The organism is Inhella inkyongensis, from assembly GCF_005952805.1.
In the GTDB taxonomy this organism is placed as follows: Bacteria; Pseudomonadota; Gammaproteobacteria; order Burkholderiales; family Burkholderiaceae_C; genus Inhella; species Inhella inkyongensis.
In genome coordinates this window covers 2,565,390-2,580,217 of sequence record NZ_CP040709.1, presented here as the reverse complement: position 1 = coordinate 2,580,217, position 14,828 = coordinate 2,565,390, and the positions used below count along the sequence as shown (strand labels likewise).

At 67.0% G+C, this 14,828-nt stretch carries 17 protein-coding genes; 15 read left to right on the top strand and 2 right to left on the bottom strand.

The features are described from left to right. Nucleotides 1–86 precede the first annotated feature (86 nt). The 12 genes from FF090_RS12190 to dut are packed head-to-tail and all read left to right on the top strand — an operon-like array spanning nt 87 to nt 10,881. Nucleotides 87–1,067 carry a BMP family lipoprotein gene (locus FF090_RS12190; protein ID WP_138856983.1) on the top strand — a complete coding sequence of 327 codons (981 nt, stop codon included), beginning with the start codon at nt 87–89 and terminating at the stop codon, nt 1,065–1,067. Between the two features lie 7 nt (nt 1,068–1,074). Further along, the gene (locus tag FF090_RS12185) at nt 1,075–2,604 is read left to right on the top strand and encodes an ABC transporter ATP-binding protein (protein ID WP_138856982.1); all 1,530 of its coding nucleotides are present in this window, start codon (nt 1,075–1,077) and stop codon (nt 2,602–2,604) included. Beyond that, the gene (locus tag FF090_RS12180; RefSeq protein ID WP_138856981.1) at nt 2,604–3,716 is read left to right on the top strand and encodes an ABC transporter permease; all 1,113 of its coding nucleotides are present in this window, start codon (nt 2,604–2,606) and stop codon (nt 3,714–3,716) included. The genes FF090_RS12185 and FF090_RS12180 overlap by 1 nt, the downstream gene beginning before the upstream one ends. A 1-nt stretch (nt 3,717) precedes the next feature. Beyond that, the gene (locus FF090_RS12175) at nt 3,718–4,692 is read left to right on the top strand and encodes an ABC transporter permease (protein WP_138858373.1); all 975 of its coding nucleotides are present in this window, start codon (nt 3,718–3,720) and stop codon (nt 4,690–4,692) included. Continuing rightward, a complete protein-coding gene (locus tag FF090_RS12170) occupies nt 4,692–5,108 on the top strand; it encodes a cytidine deaminase (RefSeq protein WP_138856980.1) in 417 nt (138 codons plus the stop codon). Before FF090_RS12175 ends, FF090_RS12170 begins: the two co-directional genes overlap by 1 nt. Before the next feature lie 3 nt (nt 5,109–5,111). Continuing rightward, nucleotides 5,112–5,975 (top strand): purine-nucleoside phosphorylase, encoded by an 864-nt coding sequence (locus FF090_RS12165; RefSeq protein WP_138856979.1) that lies wholly within the window; start codon nt 5,112–5,114, stop codon nt 5,973–5,975. Next, nucleotides 5,975–6,745, top strand: a complete 771-nt coding sequence (gene deoC, locus FF090_RS12160; protein ID WP_138856978.1) for a deoxyribose-phosphate aldolase — start codon at nt 5,975–5,977, stop codon at nt 6,743–6,745. Before FF090_RS12165 ends, deoC begins: the two co-directional genes overlap by 1 nt. Nucleotide 6,746: 1 nt before the next feature. After that, nucleotides 6,747–8,057, top strand: a complete 1,311-nt coding sequence (deoA, locus tag FF090_RS12155; RefSeq protein WP_138856977.1) for a thymidine phosphorylase — start codon at nt 6,747–6,749, stop codon at nt 8,055–8,057. Between the two features lie 4 nt (nt 8,058–8,061). After that, nucleotides 8,062–8,793, top strand: coding sequence for a tRNA (guanosine(46)-N7)-methyltransferase TrmB (trmB, locus tag FF090_RS12150; RefSeq protein ID WP_138856976.1), 732 nt, complete (start codon nt 8,062–8,064; stop codon nt 8,791–8,793). A gap of 2 nt (nt 8,794–8,795) precedes the next feature. Beyond that, nucleotides 8,796–9,191 (top strand): hypothetical protein, encoded by a 396-nt coding sequence (locus tag FF090_RS12145; RefSeq protein WP_138856975.1) that lies wholly within the window; start codon nt 8,796–8,798, stop codon nt 9,189–9,191. Nucleotides 9,192–9,214: 23 nt separating this feature from the next. Then, a complete protein-coding gene (gene coaBC, locus FF090_RS12140) occupies nt 9,215–10,432 on the top strand; it encodes a bifunctional phosphopantothenoylcysteine decarboxylase/phosphopantothenate--cysteine ligase CoaBC (protein ID WP_138856974.1) in 1,218 nt (405 codons plus the stop codon). Further along, entirely contained in the window at nt 10,432–10,881 is a 450-nt protein-coding gene (gene dut, locus FF090_RS12135; protein WP_138856973.1) for a dUTP diphosphatase, read from the top strand. The genes coaBC and dut overlap by 1 nt, the downstream gene beginning before the upstream one ends. A 15-nt stretch (nt 10,882–10,896) precedes the next feature. Here the strand turns inward: dut and FF090_RS12130 are convergent, their stop codons facing one another. Next, entirely contained in the window at nt 10,897–11,424 is a 528-nt protein-coding gene (locus tag FF090_RS12130) for an FKBP-type peptidyl-prolyl cis-trans isomerase (RefSeq protein WP_138856972.1), read from the bottom strand. 81 nt (nt 11,425–11,505) lie between these two features. Here FF090_RS12130 and FF090_RS12125 point away from each other — a divergent pair, with 81 nt between their 5' ends. From FF090_RS12125 to FF090_RS12115, 3 genes are all read left to right on the top strand, one after another. Beyond that, a complete protein-coding gene (locus FF090_RS12125; protein ID WP_138856971.1) occupies nt 11,506–12,639 on the top strand; it encodes a JmjC domain-containing protein in 1,134 nt (377 codons plus the stop codon). Next, nucleotides 12,624–13,145: a hypothetical protein gene (locus FF090_RS12120; RefSeq protein WP_138856970.1), complete on the top strand. Its 522-nt coding sequence runs from the start codon at nt 12,624–12,626 to the stop codon at nt 13,143–13,145. Before FF090_RS12125 ends, FF090_RS12120 begins: the two co-directional genes overlap by 16 nt. Nucleotides 13,146–13,319: 174 nt before the next feature. Then, nucleotides 13,320–13,517 carry a hypothetical protein gene (locus tag FF090_RS12115; RefSeq protein ID WP_138856969.1) on the top strand — a complete coding sequence of 66 codons (198 nt, stop codon included), beginning with the start codon at nt 13,320–13,322 and terminating at the stop codon, nt 13,515–13,517. 168 nt (nt 13,518–13,685) lie between these two features. Here FF090_RS12115 and bamC read toward each other — a convergent pair whose 3' ends face one another. Continuing rightward, complete coding sequence (bamC, locus tag FF090_RS12110; protein WP_175423634.1) at nt 13,686–14,822, bottom strand: NlpB/DapX family lipoprotein; 1,137 nt, start codon at nt 14,820–14,822, stop codon at nt 13,686–13,688. Nucleotides 14,823–14,828: the final 6 nt, after the last annotated feature.

The following is a 14,828-nucleotide window of genomic DNA, read 5'->3' as shown; positions in this document are numbered from 1 at the left end:
ACTGGGGGCTAGGGTCTACCCCAGGGGCGAGAAGCGGTCCTTCCCCTCCTTAGAATGGCGCCCCTTTTGTATACAGTTTGACTGCCATGTCCAATTTGTCGCGTCCCCTGATTGCTGCCCTGGCCCTGGTCTGTGCCGGTGGCGCCCTGGCCGCACCGGCGGTCATCTTTGACATGGGTGGCAAGTTCGACAAGAGCTTCAACGAGGCCGGCTATCGCGGCGTCGAAAAGTGGAAGGCCGAAACCGGCAAGCCCTATATGGAGTTCGAGATCAGCAACGAGACCCAGCGCGTGCAGGCCCTGCGCCGCATGGCCGAGCGTGGTGCTTCGCCCATCATCTCGATCGGTTTCTCGCAGGCCAGCGCCTTGCAGCAGGTTGCCAAGGAATTTCCCAAGACCCAGTTCGCCATCATTGATGGCGTGGTCAACCTGCCCAACGTCGCCTCCATCACCTTCAAGGAACACGAGGGCAGCTACCTGGTGGGCGTGGCGGCGGCACTGAAGAGCAAGAGCGGCAAGGTGGGCTTCATCGGCGGCATGGACATCCCGCTGATCCGTAAGTTCCAGTGCGGCTACGAGCAGGGCGTCAAGGCCACCAACGCCAAGGCAGAGACCTTCGCCAACATGACCGGTACCACCGCCACCGCCTGGAATGACCCGACCCGCGGTGCCGAGTTGGCCAAGAATCAGTTCGCCAAGGGCGTGGACGTGGTGTTTGCCGCCGCCGGTGGCACCGGCGCGGGCGTCTATCAGGCCGCCAAGGATGCCGGCAAGCTGGCCATCGGCGTCGACAGCAACCAAAACCATCTGCAGCCCGGCACCATGCTCACCAGCATGGTCAAGCGCGTGGATGTGGCGGTCTACAACGTGCTCAAGGAATTCAAGCCCGGCCTGCAGCAGCTCGGTCTGAAAGAGGATGGCGTGATGCCCGCCATGGACGAGCACAACGCCAAGCTCTTTGACGCCGCCACCAAGGCCAAGCTGGATGCGGCGCGCGCCGACATCGTCAGCGGCAAGATCAAGGTGAACGACGCGATGGCCGACCCGGCCGCCTGCGCCAAGAAGTAAGGCGCCTATGTCGGCTGTGGCCCTGCGGGGCATCAAGAAGCGCTTCGGTGCGGTGCAGGCCAATGACGGCGTCGACCTGACGGTTGAGGCCGGCACGGTGCATGCGCTGATCGGGGAGAACGGCGCGGGCAAGTCCACGCTGATGGCCATCCTCTACGGCTATTACCAAGCCGATGCGGGCACCATCGAGGTCGATGGACGGGCGGTGCAGATCCGCAACTCGCACGAAGCCATTGCGATGGGCATCGGCATGGTGCACCAGCACTTCATGTTGGTCGATACGCTGACTGCGCTCGACAATGTGCTGCTGGGGGCCGAGCCCCATGGCTATCTGCCCAAGGCTCAGGCCCAAGTGCGCGCCGGGCTGGAACAGCTGATGCGCGAGACCGGACTGCAGGTGAACCTGGACGCTCGAGTTGACAGCCTGCCGGTGGGCGAGTTGCAGCGCCTGGAGATCTTGAAGGCGCTCTATCGCGGTGCAAAGTTCCTGATCCTGGACGAGCCCACGGCGGTGCTGACTCCGCAGGAGACGCAGGCATTGTTCGAGGTGCTGCGGGGCTTGCGGGCGCGCGGCACCACCCTGATCCTGATCACCCACAAACTCAAGGAAGTGATGGCACTCTCGGACGCCATCACCGTGATGCGCGCCGGCCGTGTGGTGCATCGCTGCAAGACCGCCGAGACCGACGAGGCCCAGCTGGCAGAGGCCATGGTTGGCCGCAAGGTGGTGCTGGGCCGCGACGGCTCGCCCGCGCACCAGCCTGACGCCGCGCCGCTGCTGGCCGTGTCAAACCTGAACCTGCGCAGTGCGCAGGGTGTGCCGCTGCTGCGGAATGTGTCGCTGGCCTTGCGCCCCGGCGAAATCGTCGGCGTGGCTGGCGTCTCGGGCAACGGGCAAAGCGAGCTGTTGGAGTTGCTCTCGGGCTTGGCCCGCCCGGATGCCGGGCAAATGAGCCTGGGTGACGCACGCTTTGATGCAGCGAACTGGCTGAACCCCAAGCGCGCTCGCGCCTTGGGCCTGGGCCATGTGCCTGAAGACCGCCACGCCTGCGGCCTGGTGATGGGCTTTCCAGCCTGGGAGAGCGCGGGCCTGGGCTTCCAGGACCTGCCCAAATACCGCAAGGGCCTGTTGGGTCTGAACGGCAAGGTGCTCAAGGCCGCAACGAGCGCCATGATGGAGCGCTTTGATGTGCGCCCGCGCAATGCCGAACTCGGGTCGAGCAAGTTCAGCGGCGGCAATCAGCAAAAGCTGATCCTGGCGCGCGAGATTGGCGAGTCGCCCAAGGTGTTGCTGGTGGGCCAGCCCACGCGCGGCGTGGACATTGGCGCCATCGAATTCATCCACAACCAGTTGCGCGCCCTGCGCGATGCCGGTTGTGCGGTGCTGGTGGTGTCGAGCGAACTCGATGAGATCCTGGCCTTGGCCGACCGTGTGCTGGTGATGAACGCTGGTCGCATCACCGGCGAACTGGCGATTGACGACTGTGATGAACGCAAGCTGGGCCTGTTGATGGCGGCCCAACCGGAAGCCGCTTGATGAGTAATGCTTTGGCCCTGCCGCGCTGGATCGAGCTCGGCATTCTTCCCCTTTGGAATTTGGCGGTGGCCCTGGTGGTCGCGGCCCTGGTGGTCAAGCTGATCGGCCACAGCCCGGTGCAGGCTTTTGAGGTGCTGGTCAACGGCGCCCTGGGCAGCCCGCGCGGCCTGGGCTATACGCTCTACTACGCTACCAATTTCATCTTCACCGGCCTGGCGGTGGCGGTGGCCATCCATTGCGGTCTCTTCAACATCGGGGCCGAGGGTCAGGCCACCTTCGCCGGCCTGGGCTTGGCGCTGGCGGCGCTCTACCTTGCGCCCGGCCTGCCGGCCTGGGCCTTGCTGCCGCTGGTGGTGGGCGCGGCGGCCTTGTTTGGCGCGGTCTGGGGCCTGGTGCCGGGCTATCTGCAGGCCTGGCGCGGCAGCCACATCGTCATCACGACGATCATGTTCAATTTCCTGGCCGCCACGCTCAACGTCTACCTGCTGGTGAACGCGCTGCGTGTGGGCGGGGGTTCGATGGTGATCGAGTCCGAACCGTTCCCCGAGGCTGCCAAGCTCCCCGCCGTGCACGAGCTGGCCGCGCGCTTCGGCCTGGAGTTGCCCAGCTCGCCGCTGAACGCGGCGGCCCTGCTGGCGCTGGCTGCTTGTGTGTTCGTGGCTTGGTTCCTGTGGCGCACGCGGGCCGGTTATGCCCTGCGCGCGGTGGGCAGCGCACCGCGCGCTGCGCAGTACGCCGGCTTGAACCCGCGCGCCCAGGTGTTGGTGGCCATGGCCCTCTCGGGTGCCCTGGCCGGCATGGTGGCGGTGAACGAACTCTCGGGCGTGCAGGGCAAGCTGACCCTGGACTTTGTGGCCGGCGCCGGCTTCACCGGCATCGCGGTGAGCCTGATGGGGCGCAACCACCCCGTGGGCATCGTGCTGGCGTCGCTGCTCTTCGGCGTGCTCTACCAGGGCGGCGTCGAGGTGGCTTTCGAGTTGCCAGGTTTCTCGCGCGAGATGGTGGTGACGGTGCAAGGCCTGATCGTGTTGTTTGCCGGCGCCATGGCCATGGTCAGCGCGCCTTTGTTTGCCAAGCTGTATTCACTCTTCAAGGGAGCCGGCCGTGGATGAAATGGTCATGATCGGCTCGGTGCTGGGTTCCACTCTGCGCCTGACCGCTCCCTTGTTGCTGGTGGCGCTGGCGGGCCTTCTGAGTGAGCGCAGCGGCGTCGTGGACCTGGGGTTGGAGGGCAAGATGCTGGCGGCGGCCTTTGCGGCGGCTGCGGCCACCGCCGCCACGCAGTCCATCGCCTGGGGCCTGGTGGCCGCCGTTGGCGTGGCCGCCGCGATGGCCCTGATCCATGGCTTTGCCTGCATCAGCCACCGGGGCGACCAGGTGGTGTCCGGCGTGGCGCTGAACATGGTGGCGGCGGGCCTGACCGTGGTGCTGGGCATCGCCTGGTTCAACACCGGCGGACAGACCCCCACATTGCCCGCGGAGCTTCGCATCACAGCATTGTCCCCCGGTCTGGCCGAGCCCAGTGCGGCGGCGCAGGCGCACGGCGGCTTTCTGGGTGCGCTGCTGGGTCACGGACTGTTCAGCCACAACCTGCTGGTCTACATGGCCTTCGCCGCCGTACTGGGCGTGTGGTTCCTGCTGGAGCGCACGCGTCTGGGGTTGAGATTGCGCGCCGTGGGCGAAAACCCGGCCATGGTGGATGCCGCCGGCGTCTCGGTGCCGGCGCTGCGTTACGGGGCGCTCTTGATGGGCGCAGTGCTCGTCGGCCTGGCGGGTGCCTATCTCTCCATGGCGCAGAACGCCAGCTTCAGCCCGAACATGACGGCCGGCCGGGGCTACATCGCGCTGGCCGCCATGATCTTCGGTCGCTGGCGCCCGCTGCCCACGCTGGCCGCCTGCTTGCTGTTTGGCTTCCTGGACGCCATGGCCATCCAGCTGCAAGGCGTGAGCCTGCCCGGCATCGGCGAGATCCCAGTGCAGGCCATCCAGGCCTTGCCCTATCTCTTGACCGTGGTGCTGCTGGCGGGCTTCATCGGGCAGGCGATTGCGCCCAAGGCGCTGGGCCGGCCGTATCTGAAAGAGCGTTGATGCTTTCGGCCGCTCTCCAGGCTGAGATGCTCGCCGTGGCCCGCGCCGCGCGCGCAGCGGCCTATGCCCCGTACTCGAGCTACCGCGTCGGCGCCGCCGTGCTGGGCGAGGACGGCCGGATCTTTGGCGGCTGCAATGTCGAGAACGCCGCCTACCCAGAGGGCGTTTGTGCCGAGGCCGGCGCACTTTCCGCCATGGTCCTGGCCGGGGTGCGCAAGGCCCGTGCCGTGTTGGTGGTGGGCGAGGGGCCGCACCCGATTTCTCCCTGCGGCGGTTGCCGCCAGAAGCTGCGCGAGTTCGGGCAGCCCGATCAATTCCTGGTGTTGGCTGTGAATGAAAACGGTCAGCCCCAGCAGTGGACCCTGGAAGAACTGTTCCCACAGTCTTTCGGTCCGGAACATCTTTCAAAAGGATAAGCAATGAATAGTCCCTATCTGCAGGGCGACGCCCTGGCCGCCGCCGTTGAAGCCGCGGCTGCCAAGCTGCGCGCCGCCTTTGGTGATGCCCCGACGATTGCCGTGGTGCTGGGTTCGGGCTGGTCCAGTGCCAGCGATCAGTTGCAGAACGTGCAGCGCATCTCCTATGCCGATCTGCCGGGCTGGCCCCTGCCCAAGGTCGAGGGCCATGTGAACGAGGTGGTGGTGGGCACCACGGCCGGCGGCGCCCGCGTGGCCATGCTGCGCGGCCGTGCCCACACCTATGAGAGCGGCGACTGCACCGGCATGGCCGCGCCCATCCGCAGCTTGAAGGCCTGGGGCGTGCAGGTGCTGCTGTCCACCAACGCCTCGGGCTCGCTGCGCCAGCACCAGCCTCCGGGCAGCCTGATGCTGATCAGCGATCACATCAACGCGCCGCAGCGCAGCCCCCTGGTGGGCGTGCAGGGCAGCCACCGCTTTGTGGACATGAGCTGCGCCTACGACCTGGAACTGCGCCAGACTGCTGCCAAGCTGGCCAAGGAAATCGACCAGCGCCTGTGCGAGGGCGTGTACTGCTGGGCCCTGGGCCCGCAGTTTGAAACCCCGGCCGAGATCCGCATGTTTGCCGCCTGGGGCGCTGACGCCGTGGGCATGTCCACCGTGCCAGACACCATCCTGGCCCGCCATGCCGGCCTGCGCGTGATGGGCCTGGCCCTGATCACCAATATGGCTGCTGGTCTCTCGGCCGAGGCGCTGACGCATGAACTGACTCTGCGCGAGGCCAAGGACAGCGGCGAGCGCGCCGCCGGTTTCCTCTCGGCCCTGCTGGACCGCCTGACCGCCTTGGAATCGCTGAAGGCTGCTTGATGAATTCGGTTGTGAACCCAACGGACACAGCGCGCACCCTGCTGCGCTGCCTGGACCTGACCAGCCTGAACGACGGCGACACGCCCGAGACCATCGCCGCGCTCTGTGCCAAGGCGCAGACCGCCCATGGCCCGGTGGCGGCCGTGTGCGTGTGGCCGCGTTTTGTGGCACAGGCGCGTGCAGCGCTGCCGGCGGAAATCCGCGTGGCCGCGGTGGCCAATTTCCCCGACGGCGCCCTGGATGTGGCGCGTGCGGTGGCCGATATCGAATCCATCGCCCAGGCTGGCGCGCAGGAAATCGACGTGGTGCTGCCCTATAAGGCCCTGCTGGCCGGGCAGACCCAGGAGGTGGCCGAATTCCTGGCCGAGGTGCGCCATGCCAGCCGCCCGCTTACGCTCAAGGTGATCATCGAATCGGGTGAGCTGAAGGAAGAAGCTCACATCCGCCGCGCCACCCAGCTGGCATTGAGTGCCGGCGCCGACTTCATCAAGACCAGCACCGGCAAGACCCCGGTCTCGGCCACGCTGGAGGCCGCGCGCGCCATGCTCGATGAGATCGCCCACAGCGGCTTGTCGGCGGCCGGCTTCAAGGCCTCGGGCGGCATCCGCACCGTGGTCCAGGGGCAGGACTATGTGACGGCCACCGCTGAGAAGCTGGGTGAGGCAGCCCTGAACCCGCAGCGCTTGCGTTTTGGCGCCTCGGGTCTGCTGGACGACATCCTGGCCGTGCTCGATGGCAAGGCCAACACCGCCGCGCAGGGAGCCTACTGAGATGCTGGCCCAAGAAATCATCCGCACCAAGCGCAATGGCGGCGTGCTGTCCACCGCGCAGATCCAGGCCTTTGTGCAGGGCATCACCGACCACAGCTGGAGCGAGGGCCAGGTGGCCGCGCTGGGCATGGCGGTGTTCCTGCGCGGCATGGGCCGCGACGAGGCCGTGGCGCTGACGCGCGCGATGCGCGACTCCGGCCGCGTGATGCACTGGCCCGACATGCCGGGCCCGGTGGTGGACAAGCATTCCACGGGCGGCGTGGGCGACAAGATCAGCCTGATGTTGGCCCCCATGGTGGCGGCCTGCGGCGGCTATGTGCCCATGATTGCCGGGCGCGGCCTGGGGCACACCGGCGGCACGGTGGACAAGCTGGAGGCCATTCCCGGCTACAACACGGCGCCGGATTTCGCGCACTTTGACCGCGAGGTGCGCCGTCTGGGCTGCGCCATCATCGGCCAGACGGCCGATCTGGCCCCGGCCGACAAGCGCTTCTACGCCACCCGCGACGTCACGGCCACGGTCGAATCCGTGCCCCTGATCACCGCCTCCATTCTCAGTAAGAAGCTGGCCGCTGGCCTGCAGGCCCTGGTGATGGATGTGAAAGTGGGCAGCGGCGCCTTTGCTGACACGCCCCAAATGGCGCGCGAGCTGGCCGACAGCATCGTGGCCGTGGGTAATGGCGCGGGCATGAAGACCCGGGCCCTCATCACCGACATGAACCAGGTGCTGGGTCTGACGGCCGGCAATGCGCTGGAGGTGCTGGAGGCCATCAACTACCTGCGCGGTCAGGATGTGGAGCCGCGCCAGCACGAGATCACCCTGGCCCTGTGCTCGCAGATGCTGATACTGGGCGGCCTGGCGGCCGACGAGCAGGCGGCCCGCATCAAGCTGCAGGCGGCGCTGGACAGCGGCGCGGCCGCCGAGCGATTCGGCCAGATGGTGGCGGCCCTGGGCGGCCCTGCCGACCTGATGGAGCGCCCTGAGCACCATCTGCAGCTGGCCCCGGTGAAGCGCGCCGTGCCGGCGCTGCATAGCGGCGTGCTGACGGCGCAGGACACCCGCGCCATCGGCATTGCCGTGATCGAACTGGGCGGTGGCCGTCGCGTGGCCGCCGACAAGATCGACACCCGCGTGGGCTTCAGCGCCGTGCGCCCCCTGGGACGTGCGGTGCAGGCCGGCGAGCCCCTGGCCTTTGTGCACGCGGCCGACGAGGCAGCGGCCGATCGCGCCGTGGCGGCCTACCAGGCTGCCTGCCGCATCAGTGAGCAGGCGGTCACGCCCACGCCGCTGATTGCCGAGGTCGTGGGTTAAGGCCATGGGCATGGACGAGCAAGACTGCCCGGCCGAGGATCAGGCCGCAACACCGGTGCATGCGCGCCGCGTCAAGAGCTTTGTGAAGCGCGGCGGCCGCATGGGCACGGGCCAGATCAAGGCGCTGCAGGAGTTGGCGCCCAAATACATGCTGCCCTATGCCGAGCAGGCGCCGGGTTTGGCCACGGATTGGGATGGCGTGTTTGGCCGCCAGGCGCCGCGCGTGCTGGAGATTGGCTTTGGCATGGGCGACGCCACGGCCAAGATCGCTGCCACCCTGCCGCACATCGACTTCATCGGCTGCGAGGTGCACGAGGCCGGCGTGGGGGCGCTCTTGCAGCGCATCGACGAAGGTCAGCTCACGAACTTGCGCATCGTCCAGCACGATGCCGTCGAGGTGCTGGAGCGGATGATTCCCAAGGCCAGCCTGGCCGGCGTGCATCTGTTCTTCCCCGACCCCTGGCACAAGAAGCGCCACCACAAGCGCCGCCTGGTGCAGCCGGCCTTCATCAAGGACCTGCTGCAGTACCTGGCCCCGGGCGCTTACTTTCACGCCGCTACGGACTGGGAGCCCTATGCCCAGCAGATGCTGGAGGTGTTGAGCGCTGAAGGCGGCCTGAAGAACCGCTTCCCCGGCTATGCCGAGAAGCCCGATTACCGCCCGCTGACCAAGTTCGAGGCCCGAGGACTGCGCCTGGGTCACGGCGTTTGGGATTTGGTGTTCGAAAAGGTCTGAACATGCTGGCCCATCTGCTGATCTGGCTCTTCATGAGCGGTTTGATGGGTTTCTGGAGCCTGGCCTGCTGGGGCTTGTATCGGCTGCTGCATTGGCCGGGCTGGGCGGCCGGCGAGGATTGGGCCGCCCACTTGCCCACGATCGAGTTGCCGCGCTGGCTGGCCGACTGGATCGGCCTGGATGTGCTGCGCGATCTGCTGGAGGTGCTGGCCGAGATCGGCCCCGAGCTTCAGCGCGCCTGGGCCCAGGTGCCCGAGGGCTGGCTGAACTGGGGCCTGGGCCTGCTATGGGGTGGCGGCCTCTTCCTGCTGCTGCTGGTGGGCTTGGGGCTGAGCGCCTTGTGGAGCTTGATTCGCCGGACCAGCCCCCGGCCGGCCACGGCGTCGGGTGCTGTGTAGTGTGGGCGCATTAGAGTGGGCGCATGACTGATTCGATTCTGGCCGGCCGCCGCGTGCTGCTGGCCCTGTCCGGCGGCATCGCCGGCTACAAGATTGCTGAGCTCACCCGGCTGTTGGTCAAGGCCGGCGCCGAAGTGCAGGTGATGATGAGCGAGGCGGCCACGCAGTTCATCACCCCGGTGACCCTGCAGGCGCTCTCTGGCCGCGCCGTGTTGCTCGATCAATGGGACGCTGCGGCGCCCAACAACATGCATCACATCAACGCCGGACGCTGGGCCGAGGTGATGCTGCTGGCCCCGGCCAGCGCCGACATGATGGCCAAGCTGGTGCAGGGCAGGGCGGATGAAATCGTCAGCCTCACGGCCCTGGCGCGCCCCCGGGAACGCTGCCCACTCTTGATCGCCCCGGCCATGAACCGCGAGATGTGGTCGCATCCGGCCACGCAGCGCAATCTCTTGCTCTTGCAATCCGATGGTGCTGACGTGCTGGGCGTGGGCCACGGCGAGCAGGCCTGCGGCGAGTTTGGCGACGGGCGCATGCTGGAGGCCGACGAACTGTTCGAGGCCCTGGTTGCGCATTTCACGCCCAAGCGTCTGGCCGGGCAGCGCGTGCTGATCACCGCCGGCCCGACCTTCGAGGCCATCGACCCGGTGCGCGGCATCACCAACCGCAGCAGCGGCAAGATGGGCTTTGCCATTGCCCAGGCGGCGCAGCGCGCTGGCGCCGAGGTGACGCTGGTGGCTGGGCCGGTGCATTTGCCCACGCCGGCTGGGGTGCGGCGCATCGATGTGCAGTCGGCCCTACAGATGCGGGATGCGGTGCTGGCGGCGCTGCCCGGTCAGACCCTCTTCATCGCCACCGCGGCCGTGGCCGACTGGCGACCGGCTGTGTGTGCCGAGCACAAGATCAAGAAGGACGGAAGCGGCACCACGCCGACGCTCGCCTTCTCCGAAAACCCCGACATCCTGGCCACCGTGGCGGCGCGCCCCGATGCTCCCTATTGCGTGGGCTTTGCGGCCGAGAGCGAAAAGCTGCTGGAACATGCCCAGGCCAAGCGTGCGCGCAAGGGCGTGCCGCTGATCGTGGCCAATCTGGGCCCGGCCACCTTTGGTCAGGACGACAACGCGCTGCTGCTGGTGGATGCCGAAGGCGCGCGCGAGCTGCCGCGCGCCTCCAAGACGGCCTTGGCCGCCCAACTCATCGAAGAAATCGCGCGTCGCCTGAATGCGCGCCAAGCCTGATGCACCAAGTTCAACTCAAAGTGCTGGACCCCCGTCTGGCCGAGCAATTGCCCGCCTACGCCACGCCGGGTAGCGCCGGCCTGGACCTGCGCGCCGCCTTGCAGGAGCCGCTGACGCTCCAGCCTGGTCAGACCGAGCTGATCCCCACCGGCATCGCCATCCATCTGGGCGACCCTGGCCTGGCGGCCATCATCCTGCCGCGTTCGGGTTTGGGCCATAAGCACGGCATCGTGCTGGGCAATCTGGTGGGCCTGATCGACTCCGACTACCAGGGCCCGCTGATGGTGAGTTGCTGGAACCGGGGCACACAGGCTTTCACCATCCAGCCGCTGGACCGACTCGCCCAGCTCGTCATCGTGCCGGTGCTGCAGGTGGGCTTTGAGGTGGTGGACGAGTTCCACGCCAGCACGCGCGGCGCCGGCGGGTTTGGATCGACTGGGGCTAGTTAGGGGCTAACTAGGGGCTCAGTGAATCGGGGTGTCACCCGGCGCGGTGCCCTCTAGCACCTGCACAAAGCTGCCGCCCACGCTCTTGGCTTCCAGCTCTTCGGCGCTGGCTTCGCGCAGCGCGCGAATCTGCAGATGCAGGCGCAGGCCGATGCCGGCCAGCGGATGGTTGCCATCCAGTACCACGTGCTCGGGGTAGAGCTCGGTGACGGTGTAGACCGCATCCAGAGGCATGTCCGGCGTTTGCGCGCCCTCGGGCAGCCCTTCGAAGCGCATGCCGATTTCCAGTTGTTCGGGGAACAGGCTGCGCGGTTCGAAGCAGACCAACTCGGCCTCGTACTCGCCAAAGGCGTCGGCCGGCTCCAGCGCCACACCAATCTCGGCGCCCACCATCTGGCCCATCAGGGCGGCCTCGACCTTGGGCAGCAGGTCTTCGCCGCCAACCAGGAACTCGGTGGGTTGATCCAGGGTGTCGATCAGTTCGCCTTGGGCGTCGTTCAGGCTCCAGGTCAGGCTGACCACGCAGGGGTTTTGTACTTCTTCCATGATTTGCGCGCCATCAACAGGGGGCGCGGCTCGCTGCTTGCAGGGGGCGGCATGTTCGCACGAGCCTCCACAATGCCGACCATGAAGCCCGAATTCGATACACCCTGGCCCTTGCTGGGCGCCTTGAGCCCCGAACAATTCATGCGCCGTCACTGGCAGCGCAAACCCGCCGTGCTGCGCGCTGCGGCGCTGCCTTGGGTGGGGCGAATGCAGCGCCAGGAACTGTTTGCGCTGGCTGAGCGCGAAGACGTCGAGTCGCGCCTGGTCAGCGGCAACGAGGCGCAGAACTGGAAGTTGCGCCAAGGTCCGATCAACCGCCGCAGCCTGCCGGCGGTGAGCAAACCGGGGTGGACTCTGCTGGTTCAGGGCATGGAGGCCCTGCATCCGGCCGCGCGCGAGTTGCTGGACGCCTTTCGCTTCTTGCCCGAGGCGCGGCTGGATGACGTGATGGTGTCCTGGGCCAGTGACCAGGGGGGTGTGGGCCCGCACACCGATGCCTATGACGTGTTCTTGGTGCAAGTGGCGGGCCGGCGCCGCTGGCGGGTTTCGAACCAGAAACAGCGTGATCTGGTGGAGGGCTTGCCGGTCAAGATCCTGCGCCAGTTCGAACCGACGCTGGAATGGGAGCTGGAGCCGGGCGACATCCTCTACCTGCCGCCCAACTGGGCCCACGATGGCGTGGCCTTGGGAGCGGACTGCATTACCGCCTCCGTCGGCCTGCGCGCCCCCTCGCGCCTGGACTTGGCCGACGCGCTGCTGCCGCGCCTGCTTGATCCCGAGGACGATCCCAGCCCGGCCTTGCAGGTGCTCTATACCGATGCGAACACGGCGCCCAGCGCCACGCCGGCCGCCATTCCTGAAGCCTTTCAAGACTTTGCGCTCGATGCCTTGCAGCGGGTGCTGACGGATCGCCAGGCCCTGGCCCGTGCGCTGGGTGAGTACCTGAGCGAGCCCAAGCCGCACCAGACCTTTGAGCCCAGCGAGCCGCAACCGGGGGCCGTTCGCCTGGCCCCGGCCAGTCGCATGCTCTACGACCGCTGGCATGTCTTCCTCAATGGGGAGGCCTACTGCGCGGCGGGTAGCGATTTTTCCGTGATCAAACGCCTGGCCGATGGTCGTGAGTTGTCGGCCGCGCAGCGTGCGCGCCTGAGCGAGGGCGCGCAGGCGCTACTGAACGATTGGATGAGCTGGGGGTGGCTATGTCCCACGCAGTGAGCTTGGAAGGCGAAAGCGGTCGGCTGGAGGGCTGGCAGGCCATCGAGGGGGGGCTGCAAACCCTTTTGATTGAGGCCTTGCAGGGCGGTGCGCGGCGCCTGACGGTGCTCGACCCCGACTTTGTGCACTGGCCCTGGTCCAACCCTGAGCTGCTGCACGAACTGGCCTTGTGGGTGCGGGCCGGTCATCGCCTGGAAATGCTGGCGCTGGACTACGAGGCCTGCGCGCGCCGCCATCCGCGCTTCATGGCCTGGCGGGCGCACCACGACCACGGGCTGCTGATTCGCAGTTATGAGCCAGGTGAGGTGGGGCCGCAGGCCTTGCTGGGCGGTTTGGCTGCGCAACCTGGGCCGGTGTTGCAGATCTTGGAGCGAGAGGACGGTCGCGCCCGCTGGACCCGCGCCGGCCCGCATTTGGCCTCGGATAGGCAGCTTGCTCTAGAGAATTTTGATGCGATCGCGCAACGATCTGGCCCGGCTTGGCCCCTCACCACTTTGGGCCTGTGAAGACAAGCTCAAACACCTTCCTATAATGGCCGGCTAGGTGTTGTGAACGCTCGAGGTTCGCAAAGCCTTGCCGAATGGGGTGACTCATTTGGTTTGGGACTGTGGGTGCAAGCCTGCAGTTCCGCAAACTGACCGGTTTTCGTTTTTCTTTTTTCAGTCTTCTAGAGGACACCAATGAACAAGTCGATCCTGCTGGCTTCCGTGCTGGCCGCCGTTGCCCTGACCGCCTGCAGCAAGAAGGAAGAAGCTGCTCCGGCCCCCGCCGAGACCGCTGCTCCCGCTCCGGTGGCTGCTTCCGAAGTCGCTTCGGCTCCCGCCGCTGACGCTTCGGCTCCCGCTGCTGAAGCCGCTTCGGCTCCCGCCAGCAACTAAGCTGCAGGTCGCCAGGGTGGTCTAGGCCACCCCCGGCACAGAAAGCCGCAAGACGCGAGTCCTGCGGCTTTTTGCTTTTCTGCGATTGCAGATGCTTGCGATTGCCTATGCCGCTGGCATGAAAAAAGCCGACCCAGGGGTCGGCTTTTGCATTGAGCAACTGGCGGCTTAGCGCAGGTCTTGCTGCAGCAAACCCAGGATGCGCTTGGCGTTGTCGTCCGTCATCTGGGTGCCCTGCGGGTCTTGCACACGGATGGTGGAGCGCTGGCCTTCGCTCTTGACCGACACGCGATAACGGCCGGTGCCACTGTTGTCCGGCGTGGACGAGAAAAGCTTCTGGAAGAAGTTCGGCTCTTCCTTGCCGGCCAAGGTCGGGTCGGCATAGCGCAGGAAGAAGAGGCCAGCGCGGCGATCGCGGTCTTCCACGGTGAAACCGTGGCGGTCCAGGGACTGGCCGACGCGGCGCCAGGCGCGCTCGAAGTCCTCGGCCAGCACCAGTTCGTTCGGCACATTGGCCAGCACCAGCTTGGCGCCTTCAGTCGGCGCGGCGGTGGGCAGGGTGCTGCTGGGCGTTGCCGCTGCGGTGGCCGCGCTGGGGGCCACGCCACCCAGACGCAGCAGCAGGCGGTTCAGCATCTCGGCTTCGAGTTCGGCGTCGCTGGGACGGGCGGTCCAGGTGGTTTGGTCGCGCTGGCTCGAGGTGTAGATCTCCTGCATGCCGCGATGCGTGAGCGTGATCTCGGTCTGGCCGTCGACGCGCTCGATGCGGGTGCGGAACAGATCGCGCTCACCGGTGGAGTAGAGGCCTTCGATCAATGTGCCGATGGTGCGGCGGATCAGGTCCTTGGGCAGCTTGGCGCGGTTCTCTTTCCAGTCGGTCTCCAGCACGCCGGCCTCGGCCATGTCCTTGGGCAGGTCAAAGCCCAGATCCATCCAGAAGCTGCGGGCCACCGGCCAGACTTGTTCGGGGGTCTGGCTGGTGCGGATCACTCGGGTGCTGCCGACCCGCACGATCTCTGCCGTGCCGACCTTGTTCAGGGCCACCGCCGGGCCGCCCGGAGCGGCAGCGGGTGCGCCCGCCTGCGTGGCCAGGGCCGCTGCGCTGATGCTGGCCGTGCCCAAGGGAGATTGACGCTGCAACTGGCTCAGATCAGGCGGCACATCCAGGCCGCTGGTTTGCTTGGATTGGCTGCGGTAATCGACTTTGTCTTCGCTGATACCAAGGGAGCTGCAGCCAGCCAACAGCGCGAGGCTCAGGGCGCTAAGAGTGAAACGGGGCACAGAGCGGGGCAGGAGACGAGTCACGGCAGG

What these genes read in the sequence shown, in the direction of transcription:
- FF090_RS12190 (WP_138856983.1), top strand. Translation starts at nt 87, where the DNA reads ATGTCCAATTTGTCGCGTCCCCTGATTGCTGCCCTGGCCCTGGTCTGT.
- FF090_RS12185 (WP_138856982.1), top strand. Translation starts at nt 1,075, where the DNA reads ATGTCGGCTGTGGCCCTGCGGGGCATCAAGAAGCGCTTCGGTGCGGTG.
- FF090_RS12180 (WP_138856981.1), top strand. Translation starts at nt 2,604, where the DNA reads ATGAGTAATGCTTTGGCCCTGCCGCGCTGGATCGAGCTCGGCATTCTT.
- FF090_RS12175 (WP_138858373.1), top strand. Translation starts at nt 3,718, where the DNA reads ATGGTCATGATCGGCTCGGTGCTGGGTTCCACTCTGCGCCTGACCGCT.
- FF090_RS12170 (WP_138856980.1), top strand. Translation starts at nt 4,692, where the DNA reads ATGCTTTCGGCCGCTCTCCAGGCTGAGATGCTCGCCGTGGCCCGCGCC.
- FF090_RS12165 (WP_138856979.1), top strand. Translation starts at nt 5,112, where the DNA reads ATGAATAGTCCCTATCTGCAGGGCGACGCCCTGGCCGCCGCCGTTGAA.
- deoC (WP_138856978.1), top strand. Translation starts at nt 5,975, where the DNA reads ATGAATTCGGTTGTGAACCCAACGGACACAGCGCGCACCCTGCTGCGC.
- deoA (WP_138856977.1), top strand. Translation starts at nt 6,747, where the DNA reads ATGCTGGCCCAAGAAATCATCCGCACCAAGCGCAATGGCGGCGTGCTG.
- trmB (WP_138856976.1), top strand. Translation starts at nt 8,062, where the DNA reads ATGGGCATGGACGAGCAAGACTGCCCGGCCGAGGATCAGGCCGCAACA.
- FF090_RS12145 (WP_138856975.1), top strand. Translation starts at nt 8,796, where the DNA reads ATGCTGGCCCATCTGCTGATCTGGCTCTTCATGAGCGGTTTGATGGGT.
- coaBC (WP_138856974.1), top strand. Translation starts at nt 9,215, where the DNA reads ATGACTGATTCGATTCTGGCCGGCCGCCGCGTGCTGCTGGCCCTGTCC.
- dut (WP_138856973.1), top strand. Translation starts at nt 10,432, where the DNA reads ATGCACCAAGTTCAACTCAAAGTGCTGGACCCCCGTCTGGCCGAGCAA.
- FF090_RS12130 (WP_138856972.1), bottom strand. Translation starts at nt 11,424, where the DNA reads ATGGAAGAAGTACAAAACCCCTGCGTGGTCAGCCTGACCTGGAGCCTG.
- FF090_RS12125 (WP_138856971.1), top strand. Translation starts at nt 11,506, where the DNA reads ATGAAGCCCGAATTCGATACACCCTGGCCCTTGCTGGGCGCCTTGAGC.
- FF090_RS12120 (WP_138856970.1), top strand. Translation starts at nt 12,624, where the DNA reads ATGTCCCACGCAGTGAGCTTGGAAGGCGAAAGCGGTCGGCTGGAGGGC.
- FF090_RS12115 (WP_138856969.1), top strand. Translation starts at nt 13,320, where the DNA reads ATGAACAAGTCGATCCTGCTGGCTTCCGTGCTGGCCGCCGTTGCCCTG.